We start from the raw sequence: 16,495 nt of genomic DNA, 5'->3' as shown, positions 1-16,495 counted from the left end.
TCTTTATGGAAAGCCAACATAAATTATCTGCAGCCGAAGAACAAGAGCAGATAAAAAAATGGGGACATATTAATGATTTTCTTAAAAAAGATTCTAATGCGAAACCTGACTTTAATCACTATGAAGTAAGAGACGAAAATATGTACGAACGTACAGGTTATTCAAATAACACAAACGTGAATAGACAGAGAAGATATGATTTAGGCGACAAAAATATATTCAAAAGTATCAAAAAAGAATTAGAAACAAAAGGATTCTTTGATGATCAACATGAAGAAAAGTAAAAAACTGCTGAAAAATTGATATTCAATTTTTCAGCAGTTTTTTATATATAACCATGAATATTCAGAAAATTGTATGAATTGCAGAAAACCTTTGTTAAAATGTAAACGTATACACTTTTAAAGGGGGCGAAAATTATGAATAAACATGACAATAAGTTGACGAATCAACTTTGGAAAGAAAGTGGACGTACGAAAGAAATGTTAAAATTCTTTTCTGCGGATGCAATGAAAAATCAAAATAAGCCAGATCCTGAATTAAAAGCTTACAATACTGCACAATTAATCGGGTTAATACTAGGGCCATTACTATTTTTAGTTGTGTTATTATTTTTTAAAGCAGATGGATTAAGTCAAAATGGTGTCTACGTTATGGCAGCTACTTTATGGATTGCTGTATGGTGGATTACTGAAGCGATTCCTATTCCAGCAACAAGCTTAATGCCTTTATTCCTTTTTCCTTTAGGCGGAATTATGGATAGCGCGACCGTTTCAAGTGCATATGGAGATGATATTGTATTCCTATTCTTAGGAGGTTTCATTATTGCTATTGCGATGGAAAGATGGAATTTACATACAAGAATTGCACTCGTCATTATTAAAAGTATTGGTACGAGTACAGGTAGAATTTTATTAGGATTTATGATTGCAACGGGTGCTTTATCGATGTTTGTTTCAAACACAGCAGCCGTAATGATCATGATTCCAATCGGTATGGCAATTATTAAAGAAGCGAATGAATTAACAGCTGAAGGCAATGACAATCACAATTTATCACAATTTGAAAAATCACTCGTACTTGGTATCGGTTATGCAGGTACAATCGGAGGATTGGGAACTTTAATTGGGACACCGCCACTAATTATTTTGAAAGGTCAATACGAGAAGATTTTCGGAGAAGAAATTGGATTTGGTCAATGGATGGTTATGGGTGTGCCAACAGTCATTATCTTACTTGCAATAACTTGGGCATATTTAAATTATGTAAAGTTTAAACATGATATGAAAGAACTCCCAGGTGGAAGAGCGATCATTACGAGAGAATTAGATGCTTTAGGTAAGACGAGCTATGAAGAAAAAGTTGTATTTACGCTATTCTGTTTAGCAGCATTTTTGTGGGTATCAAGAGAATTCTTATTAACACAATTACCTTTCACAGAATTAGTTAAAGATGGGACCATTTCAATGTTCGTAGCAGTCATTCTGTTCTTAATTCCGGCAAGACGTAAATTTGCTAGAATACTTGATTGGTCAATTGCTAAAGATTTACCGTGGGGGATTTTATTACTATTCGGTGGTGGTTTAGCAGTAGCTTCTGCCATCACAGAAAGTGGATTAGATAAATGGATGGGTAAACAAATTTCAGGATTAGATGGTGTGAATGTTATTTTAATCATCGGAATTGTCACGATGTTTGTATTATTCTTAACTGAAATTACATCTAATACTGCAACAGCTACAATGATTTTACCAATTTTAGCTACAATTGCAGTTGGTATTCATGTTCATCCACTAGCATTAATGATTCCGGCAGCAATGGCTGCAAACTGTGCATTTATGTTACCAGTTGGTACTCCACCAAATGCGATTGTATTTGGTACAGACAAAGTAACCATTCGAGAAATGGCGACAGCCGGATTTTGGTTAAACTTAATCAGCTGTGTAATTATCGTCGGATTTGTATGGTTCATGGTTCCATGGTTATTTGGAATAGATTTAGTAGCAAGTAAATAATTGAAATATAATAAAAAAGAAATGCTTGGACATTGTTCCAAGCATTTCTTTATGTAGTATTTTAATCCATAAATAGTTTAATAAATATATATCCGATAATGATGATGGCTAACATAATAACGATCGGTAACAATAATGAAAGTGACATAAAATCTCTCCTTTGTCTTTAAAGCTTAATAAGATTATACTAAATAATATACGATTTAAAAAATGATTAAAATCTGTTGATGGAGTGTTTATTCAATGATACCAAAAATTACGACATTTTTAATGTTTAACGGTGAAGCTGAAGAAGCGATTAATTTTTATACGTCTATTTTTAAAGATAGTGAAATATTGACATTAGTTAAGTATGGTGAAGAAGGACCTGGTGAACCTGGGACTGTTCAACATTCTATATTTAAAATAAATGGACAAATATTTATGGGAATCGATCAAACAAATGGTTAGTCCTGTTACTACATATTAGATATTAAAGTTTACTTTCATTGAATCATTATATATGCGTATGTCTTTAATCAGTATGTGTAGCGTGTTCTTTAATGCCTCACGGTCATCTACCCAGTCGATATCTTTGAAATTACTTAGGTGTTTTAACACAACTTCTTTATTAACATCCACTTTATAATCACACATCGTTTTTTCAATAAGACGTTTTTCATCTTCTAATTCTTTATGCTTAACATCTAATGTCTTTTTATCAATATTGCTATCAATGTATAAATTCATCAACTTTTCAATCTTAGCGTCAATATCCTTAATTTGTTTTTCGTATATGATATGGTCGTCATTTTTCGATTCGTAATCACGTATAATCTTCGTTGAATCTAAATTCATCACTTCACTAATCACTTTATCCTCAACTAATTGTGCAGTGTGATAGACTGATTCACATTCAAGACTGAAGTTGCTATCAACGTGTTTTTTTCTACGTTTAATTTCTTTAGAGTAACAGCAATAATACGTGTAGTAAGTTCCGTCTTTTTTCTTAGATCCCGTCTTACCAATCATATTCTCGCCACAATATCCACACTTCAAAAGTTTAGGTAATAGGTAACGTGTGATGCTCATATCCCTATTAACCGTCCTAGTTCGTCTTAACTTCTGTACGGTATTAAATGTATGTTCATCAATGATAGGCTCGTGTATGCCTTTATACGTTTCCCCGTTGTAATCTATCATGCCAATATACACTGGGTTTTTGAGTAGCTTACTAATGTTGCTAGGCTCTTTGATAATACCTGGCATTTCCTTGCTCAACTTTTTATATATATTGAAGTAGCCTTCGCCTTCTACATACAACTGAAACATACGTCTGACGAACAATGCTTCATATTCGTTAATAACAAGTTTACCGTCTTTATAATCATATCCCGCCACCTTACCTGAGCCACCACCAGCACCATGCCATAAGCCTTTTTTAAGTCTTTGTTCTCTACCCATTATCATACGTTCTTTGATATTCTCGCGCTCTAATTGAGCAAATACAGATAGCATACCGACCATCGCTCGACCAAATGGGGTAGACGTATCAAACGATTCCGATAAACTAATAAGTGGCACGTCATTTTTCAAAAACTTTTCTTCGATAAGGTACAGTGTATCTTTTTGTGATCTACTCAACCTATCCAACTTGTAAATCAATATATTAGATATTTTACCCTGTTCAACTTCTTTGATTAATAACTCAAGCGCTGGTCTTTTGGTATTAGACCCACTATAACCAGCGTCAGTAAATACTTTGATATTACCGAACCCTTTAGCCTTAGCATACGCTCGTAGCTTATCCTCTTGACCTGTGATGCTATATCCAGTAGTAGCCTGTTCTTGCGTAGATACTCTTAAATACAATGCGGTTTTCAAGTTTATTCCTCCTTAATTGCTATTCTGGTACTGTTAAGGCATCACGTTCTTGTTGTACTCTACTTTGATAGTCATTAAATGACTCTCCAGTAGGGGAAGTCATACCTGGACCACCACCAACACCATTCTGATGTTTACCTTGTTCTAATTCTTGTGTGAATTGTTGTGCTTGTTTATATTGCTCATATTCTGGATTGCCTACTTGTGATTCATCGTGCGTTGTCGTTTTAGTACGATCATATTCTTCTTTGTTTATACCTTCTTGCTTACTAGAAGATTGGTTGTTACTATCAGCGTTTTGTTTTGGACTTGTCTGTTCATTACTAACCACTTCTTGATTAGGTTCGATAGAGTTTTGTTCATCTTCGTTTACTGTAACATTGTCTTGAGTTTCATCTGTTACTTGTTCTTTGTCTGCTTTGTTATCCTCTGACTTGTCTTTCTTATCAGTTTTTTCTTTACTTGCTACTTTTTTCTTATCCTCTTTAAATGTTGTTATTTTGTCTCCGTTTAATACCTTTTCAATAGTTTTAGTGTATTTATCAAATGTTTTCTTTTTAATTTCACCATTCATCTGTATCAATACTTTATCTTTGGCGTATGTGTGTGAATACAACATTGCGCTTTCTTCACTCATTTTGTCGTAATACTCTTTCATTTCTTTCAAATCTTTTTCATTATCGTAAACAAAAACTCTACCGTTTTTATCATCTTCTACATTAAAAACTCTAGCATCTTTAGTTTTATATGGTCCTATGCCAAAATCTTCATGCGTCATTTTCTTTTCATTTTTTACAGATAAACCAGCCTTTTCAAACCCTTTAATCAAATCCTTGCTTTCTACTTTTTGACCACATGCACCTAATACTAATAACGTTGCAAATAATAATACGATTAACTTTTTCATTTCTTTTCCCCATTTCAATTTTATTTTTATATTAAGCACCGCCGAAACGGTGCGAATAACTATTTGTTTTGTGATTTCAAAAACTTCACATATTCTAATACTTTTTGCATTTCGTCTTCATTTAGATCGTCAACTTCCCCATCAAGATGTGCAGCGATTGTTGTGGGTTTGTAAGTTTCTTCGTTGCCTTTACTTAAATCTTTATTCATCAAATCATCTATATTAACATTAAACAAATTAGCAATATCAGATAAAACTTTTAATTTAGGAGTATATTTGCCTTTTTCCCATTCACTAATACTAGATGCACTTTTTCTGCCTAATTTATGTGCTAGATCAATTTGTTCCATATTGTGTTTATGACGCAAATATTTTAGATTCTCACTGAACATTTTCATCACTCCTAAATAGTTTATACCTATATTATACACGAAAACATGAAAAAGAAAACAGATTTACCGAAAAAATATTTCGGAAAAAATGATTTAAAACTCTTGACTTCGGAAAATCCGTAGTGTAAAGTAGTAATCAAGACGAGCGAGGTGATACAAAAATGGATAAGGAAACTGTTTTAACTTTAAGACAATGGAGAGCATTAAGAGGTTACAGCCAAAGAGAATTATCAGAAATGACGGGCGTTAACGAACGTACAATTATAAACTACGAAAGAGACGTAACTAATTTACACAATGCTAAATATTCCACAGTTGAAAAGTTAGCAATTGCTTTAGATGTGAAAGTAGCAAATATTTTTTTAGGTTCCACTTCGGAAAAACCGAATTATATTAACAAATAAGTTAAGGAGGAAACGATATGAAAGAGTTACAAGTATTCCAAAGTTCTCAATTTGGAAATTTAGAAATATTAACTATCGAAGGAAAAGAATGGTTTCCAGCAACTGATGTGGCTAAGAAGTTAGGTTACTCAAATCCACATAAAGCAATTAGAGACCACACAAAAGACAAGGGGGTAACGATTCGTTCAGTCATCGATTCTCTAGGACGTAATCAAGATAAAAAGTTTATTGACGAAGGAAATTTATACAGACTAATTACTAAATCAAAATTACCACAAGCAGAACAATTTGAAGAATGGGTGTTTGATGAGGTCTTACCAGCAATACGAAAACACGGTATATATGCAACTAACAATGTCATTGAACAAACAATTCAAGACCCAGATTACATTATCACAGTATTGACTGAATTTAAGAAAGAGAAAGAACAAAGAATGTTACTTCAACAACAAGTAGGCGAATTGAAACCTAAAGCTGACTATTATGACCAAATACTTAAAAGTACAAAACTTATTACTGTAAATGCAATAGCTAAAGATTATGGTATGTCGGCTCAAGCTTTAAATAAAATCTTACATGATCTAAAAGTTCAATTCAAACAGTCTGGACAGTGGTTATTGTATGCGAAGTATCACGATAAAGGTTATACACATTCTGAACCACATAGATATGTGAAGAAAGATGGTACAGAGGATTTTAGTTTGCATACAAAATGGACGCAAAAAGGTCGTATTTTCCTGTATTACTTACTGAAAGAAAATGGCATATTACCAAAGATTGAAAAAAATTAAATATAAGGAGTGATTACCATGAAAGATTACAAAGTCGAATGTTTTCGCAAAGACGGCACACCGTTTGAAACAAAAGGTTTTGTCGTAACGGATAAAGAAATCATCGAGCAAGTGTTACTAATCTGGAATACAAGGAGGGATAAGAAATGACAGCAACTTGGAACATATTAAAATACCCGATGCTTACATTGTTGGTAGTAGTCGAGTTCTTTATCATAGCGAGTTTCTCGGTTAGTCCTATCGAACATTCTTTACTGATGTGGTTAGTAACAGGCGTAGCGTTTGCAATGTATGACGAGAGCGTGAAAGAGGACGAAAAAAAGAACCATAGCGCCAACTAAGGTTCGAAGAAATAAAAAAATATACAACTAAACAATACAACTAAACAAGGAGTGTGACAAGCATGCATAATACGCATCCTTTAAATATTTTGCATCAAATTGATATCGAAGTATTCCAACATCTTCATGAACATGGAATTACATTCGATTTCAAAGTCGAAAATTATTTCAGCGATATGACATTGAAATATAGTATCGATTTTCTAAATGGAACAGAAAGAGGTCAAGTCATGCTCGATAAAGAAGGCAAAAAGCAATTTATCAGTCGTATGAACTATTGCTTTATGTTAGAACCCGAGAGGTATGACAGACCGAGAAATACATTAATCATGCAGGAGGGAAAACATGTCTACTTTATTTAATCTATCTGATCAATACAAGCAAGTGTTAGAACTTATACAAGACAGTGAGGATGACAAAGCGTTAAAAGACACATTAGATTCAATTAACGATGCCATAGAAGATAAAGCGGATGGCTATTATGTAGTTGTTAAAACGTTAGAGTCAGAGAATGAAGCAATTGATCGCGAAGTAAAAAGATTACAAGAACGTAAGAAAAAGAATAATAACGGTATAGAACGCTTAAAAAATACTTTATTAGAGGCAATGGAATTTACAGGTAAAACTAAATTCAAAACTGAATTACACAACTACAGCATTAGAAATAACGCACCATCATTACAAATTAATGATGATACTAAAATACCTAAACAGTTTTATGTTGAACAAAAACCAAAATTAGATAAACGAGAATTACTTAAATTCGTAAAAGATAATGGCGAATTTGAGGGAGTAGAACTAAAACGCAGTAAGTCATTGGGGGTTAGATAAGTATGCCACTAGATATTATAAGTGCAAACGAAATCACTGAACCTAGCCACACGTTTTTAATATATGCCAATCCTGGTATGGGAAAAACAACTGCTTTGAAATTTATTCCAGGTAAAAAGTTAGTTATTGATGTTGATAAATCTTCGTCAGTTTTAGAAGGAGAAGAAAATATCGGTATCGCTAAGGTAGACACATACAATGCGTGGGAAGATTGGATGAACAAAGTAAAAACATTATTAACCGAACCTGAGACGCATAAAGATTATGACGTGATCGTTATTGATAATATTTCAGAACTGTTTAGAGCGACACTTACCAATTTAGGTCGTATGGGTAATAACAATCGCGTACCTTCACAAGCTGATTATCAACGTGTTGATTTTACGATATTAGATAGTTTAAGAGCATTACAAAACTTGAACAAAACACTCGTATTTACTGCATGGGAAACGACTGATAATTACCAACATGAAAGTGGTCAAACATTTACACGTAGTATGCCAGACATTAGACCAAAAATTTTAAATAACTTTTTAGGACTATGCGATGTAGTCGGACAATTAGTAATTATAACTGATGCCGAAGGAAATGAAAAGCGTGGCTTTATTCTACAACCTAACAATAGTATTTATGCAAAAAACAGATTAAGTAATGCTAAAGGCTGCAAAGTTGAAGAACTGTTTAAAAGTACAGTTGGTGATGCTGATTGACCTTTCAATTACATGACTATCAAACAGAAATTGTGGATAAAGCTAGAAATAAAATCGCAGAAGGTAATAAAGGTGTACTCATACAGAGTCCACCTGGTAGCGGGAAGTCGGTCATTATCGCAGACATTATCAAAAAGGCGAGTTTACGTAAGAACAAAGTATTGTTTCTAGTACACAGAAAAGAGTTAGCTGACCAAATTACAGACACATTAAAATTTCATGGTACAGACATGAATGAAGTAAACGTCATGACTGTAGGTAAAGCAAAAAACAGGTTAGATCAGTTACCAATACCAAAGATAATCGTAACAGACGAATCACATCACAGTAGAGCGAGTACTTACCAAGCAATTTACGATTACTTTCCACAATCAATTTTACTAGGGTTTACAGCTACTCCGTGGAGAATGAATGGTTCAGGTTTTACAGATTTATATGATGATGCCATTTTTGGTAAATCAGTTAAATGGCTAATAGATAATGAAAAACTAGCACCATTCAGATATCTAAGTGTGAAGTTATTGAATGAAAGTAACTTAAAAAAACAACGTGGTGAGTATACGAGTAAATCGATAGACGAATCGTTTGAGAAAGGTATATACGGTGATGTTGTTGAGAACTATATCAAACATGCCAATGGTCAAAAAGCTATCTTGTATGCGCATAAGGTGGACGCTAGTAAAGAGTTTGCAGATACCTTTAATGAAAACGGGATAAACGCAGTTCATGCAGACGCTAAAACACCTAAAGTTGAACGAGATAAATTAATGAAAGATTTTAAAGAAGGCAAAATTCAAGTTCTATGTAACGTAGATCTCATTTCGGAAGGTTTTGATGTACCAGATTGCACATGCGTTATACAGGCTAGACCTACATCATCTTTAGTTTTATACATGCAGCAAGCAATGAGGTCAATGAGATATCAACCTAACAAAGTAGCAACTATTATCGACCACGTAGGTAACTACACTAGGCACGGTTTACCTGACCAAGAACATGATTGGGAGAAGTATTTCAAAGGTGGATATAAGAAGAAAAAGAATAACAGTAATATAAGCGGTCCGAACATAAAGGATTGTGATGTGTGTTTTTCGGTATTCGAGGTGACACCAACAACTAAATCATGTCCGTTCTGTGGTCATGAAATCGAGAAGAAAGAAAATGAACTACAAAAGATTGACGCAGAATTAGAAGAAATAACAAGTTTCAAAATTGATTACACATTAGTCAATTATAGCCAAAAAGAACAATCAGAATTAGAAACGCTAGAAGATTATTATTTATTCGCTAAAGCTAAGAATTTTAAAGAATCATGGATTAAATTTGCTAATCCTCAATTTAAAAATATGAGCTGGCCACAGTTCTATGCAGAACTTAAACCACTTAAACAAAAATACAATTATTAAAGGAGAAATTAATTATGACATTATTTACAACTAACTATACAGACGTACAAGAAGGTGGTAGCTATTCACCACTACCAACTGGAGAATACGAAATGATTATTGCGAAAGTATCAGAAAAAGCTACACCAAATGGTAAGGAATCAATGCAATTCGATTTAATCGTAAGAAATGACTTGAAAGCAGTTAAAGGATTAGAAAATACAAACGCACAATATGCTGACAGACATGTATTCCACGATGAATGGAAACGTAATATGAAAGACGGATCATACAGATATGAACAAAACAATTTTATGTACTACTTAAAAGCTGCAGGTATTCCAGAAGGTACTGCAATCAACAGTTTAGAACAATTATTCCAACTATTAACGAACAAGCCAGTAAGAGTATATGTGAAGAAAGAAACGAACGTATATAAAGGTGAGGAACAAGAACAAAACAAAGTAGCACCATGGGGCTTTAAAGCTTCTGAGTATCAACAAGTAAATCACCAATTCAAAGAAAAGCAAGAGCAAGCACAACCACAAGCACAAAATATTCAACCTGCAGAGGAAATTGACTACGGATTCTAGGAGATGTTTATAAATGGTAAACAAACAATCATTTCCTGATGAATTAAAACAAATTAATAACTGGTGTGTGTGGAAGTATGAACAACGTGGAAATCGTAAACCTACTAAAGTACCATACAATGCTGAAACTGGGGAACGTGCTAAATCTAACGATTCCAGTACATGGTGTTCATTCGAAACTGCATACGGAAGTTATGTAAATAACAATGCTGATGGCATAGGGTTCTTTTTTAAAGAACCTTATGTAGGCATTGATTTAGATGATATCGAAGACGCAGTTCATAGATTTAAGAAGAATGATCACACAGATAACATTGTTTCAGAATTTTACGAAGCATTTAAAAGTTATACAGAATTAAGTCCATCTGGTACAGGCATACACATCATTGTTAAAGGTAAAATTCCTGGTGAAAGAAGACGTAAAGGCGATATTGAAATGTATGAGAATGGTCGTTTCTTCACAATGACAGGTAATTCATTAGGTAAATATTCAGAAGTAACAGAAGTATCACATCAAATATTTCAATCAATATATGATAAGTATTTAAAAACAAATGTTGTAAATTATCCAACAAAAACGAAAACAATTAATTTCCACACATTGAATGAATCGGAAATTATCAACGAAATATTAAATTCAAAACAATCTACTAAATTCCAAGACTTCATGCGCGGAGATTGGCATAAGTATTACTCATCACAATCAGAAGCAGACATGGGGTTTGCTAACTTATTAGCTTTCTGGTGTGCGAAAGATTATTCGCAAATGGATAGCATATTCAGACAATCAGGCATGTACCGTGAAAAATGGGACGCTAAGCGTAAAGATTCCACATACGGAGAACAAACACTGTTTAAAGCGATACATGAAACTGCTGACGTCTATACACCTAAAACAGAGGTAGAAGTTAAACCTTTAGAGTATGCACTAAACTTCATAGGAGAAACTAAAAAAGAAAAACCTAAAGAGTTTCCACCTAGAAGTTGGGACGATACAGGTAACGCTGACAGATTTATTGATAGATACGGTGATTTATACAAGTACAGTTATACGAAAAAGAATTTCTATGTATATGACGGTGCTAAGTGGAGAGAAGACACTGCAGGATCTATCAGAACATTAATTGATAAATTGGTCGAAGATTTAAAAAACGAAAAGTTAGTCGTACCCGATGACTTAAAAGGTGAAGAAGAAGAAAAAATACAATCAGAATTCGCAAAATTCAGAAAAAAGACAAGAGGTACAACAGCTAAAAAGAACATTGTTGATGAACTCAAACACAGAAGACCTATTCAACAAGACGAGTTCGATAAGGACGATATGCTACTCAACATCTTAGACGGATATTTAAATCTAACGAGTGGAGAGCATAAAAAACACGATATAAAGAAAATGTTTAGTTTACAAGCCAACACAGAGTATTCAGAGAAGATGGAACCAACTGTTTGGCTTTCTTTTTTAGATGATATTTTTGCAGGCGATAAAGACGTCATTAAATTTATTCAAAAAGCATTAGGTTATTCGCTCACAGGTAGTATCAGAGAGCAAGTAATGTTCATTCTACATGGTAAAGGTCGTAATGGTAAAAGTATCTTTGTAGAAACGATTTCAGAGATATTAGGGGACTATTCAAGCAACATCCAAGCTGATTCCTTAATGGTTAAACAAAACAAAGGTGCTGCAAACTCAGATATTGCACGATTGAATAACGTCAGATTTGTCACATCTTCTGAACCTAATGAAGGTTTTAGATTCGATGAAGGGTTAGTTAAGCAATTAACTGGTGGAGATAAAATCACTGCTCGATTTTTATATGGTACAGAGTTTGAATATACACCTAACTTCAAAATATGGATAAGTACAAACCACAAACCAATTATCAGAGGTACTGACGACGGTATTTGGAGAAGATTAATGCTTATCCCATTCGATGTAAAAATTCCAGATCATAAAGTTGATAAGGACTTGAAATATAAATTGTTGAGAGAGAGTCCTGCAATACTTAATTGGATGGTAGAAGGTACGTATTTATGGATGAAAGAAGGCTTAACGATACCAGAGAAAATCGCAAATGCTAGTAAGGATTATCGTACAGAAATGGATGTACTCGAACACTTTATCGAAGATACATGCAGGAGAAATGAAAATTCAACTGCCAACGCTAAAGAGTTATTTGATGCCTATAAAAAATGGGCTGATGAGAGTGGAGAATACAAAATGAATAAAAATCAATTTGGTAAGAAAATGAAAGAAAAATTTGAAGCCAAACGAACAAAACATGGAATCGTTTATAAAGATTTAGAAATTATACAACATTTTCCAGGTATACAAGGTATTTTATAAAAGTGTAAAAAGTAACTGAAAAGGGTGTATACCTAAGCCTATTGGTGTATACCTGGTGTATACCTATAAAATTCTTCAAACCCTTGATATGACTGCTTTTATATACCTTTTTTATTATTGGTGTATACCTATTAAAAATAAAGTATATATAGAAAAAGTAGTAATTATATATAAAGAAAGAAGATAATTTTTAGTAGGTATACACCAGACGAAAAATAATGCTTGAAACACTGATAATAAAGGCTTTTTGGTCATATTTAGGTATACACCACAGGTATACACCCTTTGATTAAGGAGGAAATTGAATGGTAAGACAAATTTATTATTTAAGAAGAGAAAAATATAAAAGTTCACGAGAATGTGTGGATGATTTTTATGAAAAGAAACGTTGTGTATTGAAACCCAAAAGATTGACTGATTTTGAAAAAGGCATAACACGGTTGAGTGATTTATTTGAAATTAAATTAGCAGAACTATTCGAAGTAGATAGAGAAACTTTAATTCAAGATGATGGTATTGATTGGTTGGAATTAAGAAGAAAGTTTAAACATAAGCCATGACCAATCCAGAAACGATTATTCAAAATAATATCATTCTTGAATTAAACAAAAGAGGTCATAGATTGTGGAGAGCAAATGCTGGGCGTGTAAAAACTGAACAGGGTGCATGGATTAAATTATTACCTAAAGGTTTTCCAGATACGCTAGGTTTTCGAAATAGTGACGGTAAGTTTATCGCGATTGAAATCAAAACACAAAGTGGAAAGTTACGAGAAGAACAAAAACGGTTTAGAGATTTTGCAATCAATCAACCAATTATATATGGTGTCGCGCGAAGTATCGAGGACGCTATCGATATAGTTGAGAACGGAAAAGAGATGATCACATGAAGATACAAGTTAAAGCTAAGTATACAGCGATAGCAACAGTTGAAGTCGACGCTCATGACTGGGATAGCGCAGTTAACGAAGTAGGGAAACTTGAAAAAGATTATCCTTATGAATTTTTAGACACTCGAAATATAAAACTAGAAGAAGTTGAACCTATAAATATTGTGGAGGGTATGAGATATGGCAATTAAATATACAAAGTACGCACCAGTCATTTACTGGCATGAAAGTAAACCAAAGAAGAAAGTTAATTATAAGAAAGCAGAAAATAAACCAGTTAAGAGAGATATATATTACAACATATTATTCTATGAATACTTCAAGGGGTGGGAGTAATGGCTAGAAAAGAACGTGCAGGCAAGACAGTTTACTTGTACGAGCCACTGTACAACAAACTGACGCCGACAACTTATAAAGAGATAGCAAAGATGCTTAGTGTAGAGCATAGCACAGCGAAATCATACGGTGCTAAAGGGCTATATCATCATAAATTAGGTGCTTATATTCTTAAAGATAAACCGACTATAACAAAAAAGAGAGAGATGAATGAAAACATTGTTGTAGATGATGAAGTGTGGAAAGAAACCAAGATTAAAGGTTTGTTAGTAAGTAACTACGGAAGATTTAAAGGTATGAAACCAAATGGAAAGTATAGTTGGATATTAACTCAAAGACTTAATAAAAGTTATTACATTTATTATAACACCAAAATGTATAGTGCCAGATATTTGGTCTATGAAACTTTTATTGGAAAGATAAAGGACGGCAATAAGCTATATTTTAAAAATAAAAACGATAAATCTTTAAAACCAGAAAACTTAATACAAACTACATTCGTAGAGTATGCGAAGAAGATAAATTCAAAAACAAAAGGGAGACCAGTTGTATTTTTGAGTGAAGATGGAGAGTTGATAGATGAATATAGGAGTATAAGTCAGGCATCTAAAGAAAATTATGTTGATCGCAGAACGGTTGCCGATACGTGTAACAAGAAAATTAAAAAATCGTTGGCTATCGGTTACGCAAACGCATTTATGTGGGCAGATGAATATTATGAGAAAGAAGGTATATGCTAATGGAATTCAAAGCAGGCGATAGAGTGCATGTAACTAGATTAAATGGGGATAATGTAGAATTTTACGCGACATTAAAAGAAACGAGAACAGATGGTGTGTTTTGTTTAATTGATTGTACATATCATAGATACGAGACTGTACAAGTATATACACCAAAAACAAAAGATTTTGGTCCAGATAAAACAGATTACTACACATTATCAACAGACGAAAACAAAGGGTTGAGATGGTCTAACGGAAGTTCAGCAGAAGGTACACCTATTATGTGTGACGAAGAAGATACAGAAGAACCAGTTATTCAGCGCACGACAGACAACGTCAACCACCCATCACATTACAACTACGGTGACATTGAAGTGATTGATTACTGTGACCAAGTATGTAAACAATATCCGTCAGATTTAGCGCCATATGTTTTTAATGCTATTAAGTATTTAAGTAGGTCAGAATATAAAAATGGTAAAGAAGATGTAGCGAAAGCAAAATTTTATATACAACGACTGTTTGACAAATGGGATGATTCACATGAGTAAAGAAATATGGAAAGACATAAAAGGTTATGAGGGTTTATATTTAATCTCTAATAAAGGAAGAGTAAAAAGATTAGCTAGAGACAGGGTAATAGCAACTGGCGTAAATAAGCCCTTAAAGGAAAAAGAATTAAAAGTATTCAAAGGAAAAACCGGATATCTTCATGTCAACTTATATAAAAATGGTGAAATGAAACAATTCAAATTACACAGATTGATAATGTTAGCTTTTGTTGAAAAACCAAAGGGTAAAAATATAGTCAATCATATTGACGGAAATAAAACTAACAACACATTACGAAATTTGGAGTGGTGTACATTAAAAGAAAATTCTTCACATGCATATTTAACAGGTCTTGCAAGAGGTAAAAAAGGTAGTGAAAATCCACGAGCTAAACTAACTGAAGAGGAAGTCCTAAAAATTAGAAAAATGTATGCTACTAAAATGTACACTCAAAAAGAACTAAGTGATCTTTTTGGAATTAGTAGAAGACAAGTAGGAGATATAGTGAATAAAAAATGTTGGTCATGGCTAACGGAGGAAATTTCATAAATGAGAGCGCCAGAGAAGAATGGGTTAGAAGATATTAAGAAAGCACGTAAATGCTTAGACTTCGCTATTGAGAATTGGGAGTGAAGATATGGGACTACTTGATAAATACGAACTATACAATTCAGAAGGTAAAAAGATGTTTACAGTGATACCTGGTAAAGAAATCAATACTTTACTAGGTATGCCACATACGCCATTTGTAAATCAAGAACATAAATTAACTGATAGTGAGTTAAGACAATTCAAAGCAGCACACGATTTGAAGTTAGAAGAAGAGTTAGGAATGCAGTTAAGTATATTTGATTTTTAAGGAGGACTAAAACATGCCAACAATAAAAAAAGAGAAAACAATGATAGCGCGTGAGTTTATTAATTTTGGGCTTGAGAAAAATATTAAAAATTTGATTACACATGCTATAAGTGGGAAGTATCGGGAAAATGCAATAATTCATTTTAATAGCGACGGTATACCTATTGTGTCGGAAAATGTACGTACATACCATATGTACAAAGTAGAAATTGAAGAGCCTATCACAGAACGCACCAACTTAGACACACTAATTGAAGTTAGAGAAAGTGGTACTGTTCATATACATTACGATACTTCTATCAGAAAAGAAGAACGCGACAGTACAGTAGAATTCCACACGTTAATAGAAGGTAAGTTAGTTCTCATATGGGATAGAGAAGAAGGGTTGGTGGAGTAGATGGCTAAACCTTCTCGTGAAGAAGTAATTGATTGGGCAAAAAAGCAAAATTTAGATGTCGACAATTTTATCGATGAACTTGATCAATACAAAACAGCACATGACAAATTAACTGCTGGATTAAAAGAAGCAGTCGCAGAAAGCATTAAATATAAGCGTCAACG

Annotated in this window: 24 protein-coding genes and 1 pseudogene; 22 read left to right on the top strand and 3 right to left on the bottom strand. The window is 33.4% G+C overall.

All coding sequences use genetic code 11. The features are described 5' to 3' along the window. The first annotated feature begins 5 nt into the window (after positions 1 to 5). The 3 genes and pseudogenes from LQ694_RS13635 to LQ694_RS13625 form a co-directional block, all read left to right on the top strand. A complete protein-coding gene (locus LQ694_RS13635) occupies positions 6 to 284 on the top strand; it encodes a hypothetical protein (protein WP_164960679.1) in 279 nt (92 codons plus the stop codon). A gap of 135 nt (positions 285 to 419) precedes the next feature. Continuing rightward, positions 420 to 2,015: an SLC13 family permease gene (locus tag LQ694_RS13630; protein WP_371131714.1), complete on the top strand. Its 1,596-nt coding sequence runs from the start codon at positions 420 to 422 to the stop codon at positions 2,013 to 2,015. A 243-nt stretch (positions 2,016 to 2,258) separates the two neighbouring features. Continuing rightward, positions 2,259 to 2,462, top strand: a pseudogene (locus tag LQ694_RS13625) (VOC family protein); the annotation flags it as partial. An 18-nt stretch (positions 2,463 to 2,480) separates the two neighbouring features. On the opposite strand, the gene LQ694_RS13620 reads toward LQ694_RS13625, so the two are convergent. Genes LQ694_RS13620 through LQ694_RS13610 form a run of 3 tightly spaced genes read right to left on the bottom strand, consistent with a single transcriptional unit; the run spans position 2,481 to position 5,177 of the window. Next, a complete protein-coding gene (locus tag LQ694_RS13620) occupies positions 2,481 to 3,878 on the bottom strand; it encodes a recombinase family protein (RefSeq protein WP_239772141.1) in 1,398 nt (465 codons plus the stop codon). Positions 3,879 to 3,897: 19 nt separating this feature from the next. After that, entirely contained in the window at positions 3,898 to 4,785 is an 888-nt protein-coding gene (locus LQ694_RS13615; RefSeq protein WP_239772139.1) for a hypothetical protein, read from the bottom strand. Positions 4,786 to 4,844: 59 nt separating this feature from the next. Then, positions 4,845 to 5,177 carry a helix-turn-helix transcriptional regulator gene (locus LQ694_RS13610; RefSeq protein ID WP_239772137.1) on the bottom strand — a complete coding sequence of 111 codons (333 nt, stop codon included), beginning with the start codon at positions 5,175 to 5,177 and terminating at the stop codon, positions 4,845 to 4,847. 161 nt (positions 5,178 to 5,338) lie between these two features. Here LQ694_RS13610 and LQ694_RS13605 point away from each other — a divergent pair, with 161 nt between their 5' ends. The 19 genes from LQ694_RS13605 (at position 5,339) to LQ694_RS13520 (ending at position 16,331) form a co-directional block, all read left to right on the top strand. Continuing rightward, a complete protein-coding gene (locus tag LQ694_RS13605; RefSeq protein WP_239772135.1) occupies positions 5,339 to 5,581 on the top strand; it encodes a helix-turn-helix domain-containing protein in 243 nt (80 codons plus the stop codon). A 17-nt stretch (positions 5,582 to 5,598) separates the two neighbouring features. Next, positions 5,599 to 6,372, top strand: a complete 774-nt coding sequence (locus tag LQ694_RS13600) for a phage antirepressor (RefSeq protein ID WP_239772133.1) — start codon at positions 5,599 to 5,601, stop codon at positions 6,370 to 6,372. Positions 6,373 to 6,390: 18 nt separating this feature from the next. Beyond that, positions 6,391 to 6,522, top strand: coding sequence for a hypothetical protein (locus tag LQ694_RS15570; RefSeq protein ID WP_256933982.1), 132 nt, complete (start codon positions 6,391 to 6,393; stop codon positions 6,520 to 6,522). Then, positions 6,519 to 6,713, top strand: a complete 195-nt coding sequence (locus LQ694_RS13595; RefSeq protein WP_239772131.1) for a hypothetical protein — start codon at positions 6,519 to 6,521, stop codon at positions 6,711 to 6,713. The genes LQ694_RS15570 and LQ694_RS13595 overlap by 4 nt, the downstream gene beginning before the upstream one ends. A gap of 62 nt (positions 6,714 to 6,775) precedes the next feature. Then, a complete protein-coding gene (locus LQ694_RS13590) occupies positions 6,776 to 7,075 on the top strand; it encodes a hypothetical protein (protein WP_239740747.1) in 300 nt (99 codons plus the stop codon). Further along, complete coding sequence (locus LQ694_RS13585) at positions 7,059 to 7,544, top strand: siphovirus Gp157 family protein (RefSeq protein WP_239740748.1); 486 nt, start codon at positions 7,059 to 7,061, stop codon at positions 7,542 to 7,544. Before LQ694_RS13590 ends, LQ694_RS13585 begins: the two co-directional genes overlap by 17 nt. Positions 7,545 to 7,546: 2 nt before the next feature. After that, positions 7,547 to 8,254 carry an AAA family ATPase gene (locus LQ694_RS13580; RefSeq protein WP_239772129.1) on the top strand — a complete coding sequence of 236 codons (708 nt, stop codon included), beginning with the start codon at positions 7,547 to 7,549 and terminating at the stop codon, positions 8,252 to 8,254. Then, positions 8,251 to 9,660, top strand: a complete 1,410-nt coding sequence (locus LQ694_RS13575; RefSeq protein WP_239772126.1) for a DEAD/DEAH box helicase — start codon at positions 8,251 to 8,253, stop codon at positions 9,658 to 9,660. The genes LQ694_RS13580 and LQ694_RS13575 overlap by 4 nt, the downstream gene beginning before the upstream one ends. A 14-nt stretch (positions 9,661 to 9,674) precedes the next feature. Beyond that, positions 9,675 to 10,232: a DUF669 domain-containing protein gene (locus LQ694_RS13570; RefSeq protein ID WP_239772124.1), complete on the top strand. Its 558-nt coding sequence runs from the start codon at positions 9,675 to 9,677 to the stop codon at positions 10,230 to 10,232. A 13-nt stretch (positions 10,233 to 10,245) separates the two neighbouring features. Continuing rightward, complete coding sequence (locus LQ694_RS13565; protein WP_239772121.1) at positions 10,246 to 12,576, top strand: phage/plasmid primase, P4 family; 2,331 nt, start codon at positions 10,246 to 10,248, stop codon at positions 12,574 to 12,576. 305 nt (positions 12,577 to 12,881) lie between these two features. Beyond that, positions 12,882 to 13,136, top strand: coding sequence for a hypothetical protein (locus LQ694_RS13560; protein WP_239772118.1), 255 nt, complete (start codon positions 12,882 to 12,884; stop codon positions 13,134 to 13,136). Further along, positions 13,133 to 13,465 (top strand): VRR-NUC domain-containing protein, encoded by a 333-nt coding sequence (locus LQ694_RS13555; RefSeq protein ID WP_204187309.1) that lies wholly within the window; start codon positions 13,133 to 13,135, stop codon positions 13,463 to 13,465. Before LQ694_RS13560 ends, LQ694_RS13555 begins: the two co-directional genes overlap by 4 nt. Further along, positions 13,462 to 13,656 carry a hypothetical protein gene (locus LQ694_RS13550; protein ID WP_239772116.1) on the top strand — a complete coding sequence of 65 codons (195 nt, stop codon included), beginning with the start codon at positions 13,462 to 13,464 and terminating at the stop codon, positions 13,654 to 13,656. The genes LQ694_RS13555 and LQ694_RS13550 overlap by 4 nt, the downstream gene beginning before the upstream one ends. Continuing rightward, positions 13,646 to 13,801 (top strand): hypothetical protein, encoded by a 156-nt coding sequence (locus LQ694_RS13545; protein ID WP_239772114.1) that lies wholly within the window; start codon positions 13,646 to 13,648, stop codon positions 13,799 to 13,801. Before LQ694_RS13550 ends, LQ694_RS13545 begins: the two co-directional genes overlap by 11 nt. Then, complete coding sequence (locus LQ694_RS13540; RefSeq protein WP_239772112.1) at positions 13,801 to 14,541, top strand: hypothetical protein; 741 nt, start codon at positions 13,801 to 13,803, stop codon at positions 14,539 to 14,541. The genes LQ694_RS13545 and LQ694_RS13540 overlap by 1 nt, the downstream gene beginning before the upstream one ends. Beyond that, a complete protein-coding gene (locus LQ694_RS13535; RefSeq protein WP_239772109.1) occupies positions 14,541 to 15,074 on the top strand; it encodes a DUF3310 domain-containing protein in 534 nt (177 codons plus the stop codon). Before LQ694_RS13540 ends, LQ694_RS13535 begins: the two co-directional genes overlap by 1 nt. After that, complete coding sequence (locus LQ694_RS13530; protein ID WP_239772107.1) at positions 15,067 to 15,624, top strand: NUMOD4 motif-containing HNH endonuclease; 558 nt, start codon at positions 15,067 to 15,069, stop codon at positions 15,622 to 15,624. The genes LQ694_RS13535 and LQ694_RS13530 overlap by 8 nt, the downstream gene beginning before the upstream one ends. Positions 15,625 to 15,712: 88 nt before the next feature. Then, on the top strand, positions 15,713 to 15,934 hold the full coding sequence (locus tag LQ694_RS13525) for a DUF3269 family protein (RefSeq protein ID WP_239772105.1): 222 nt from the start codon (positions 15,713 to 15,715) through the stop codon (positions 15,932 to 15,934). 13 nt (positions 15,935 to 15,947) lie between these two features. Next, a complete protein-coding gene (locus LQ694_RS13520) occupies positions 15,948 to 16,331 on the top strand; it encodes a hypothetical protein (RefSeq protein WP_239772103.1) in 384 nt (127 codons plus the stop codon). Positions 16,332 to 16,495: the final 164 nt, after the last annotated feature.

It is taken from the genome of Mammaliicoccus sp. P-M58 (assembly GCF_022386165.1).
Classification (GTDB): Bacteria; Bacillota; Bacilli; order Staphylococcales; family Staphylococcaceae; genus Mammaliicoccus; species Mammaliicoccus sciuri.
Note: the sequence above shows the minus strand (reverse complement) of the source record. Positions and strands in the feature narration are given on the sequence as shown.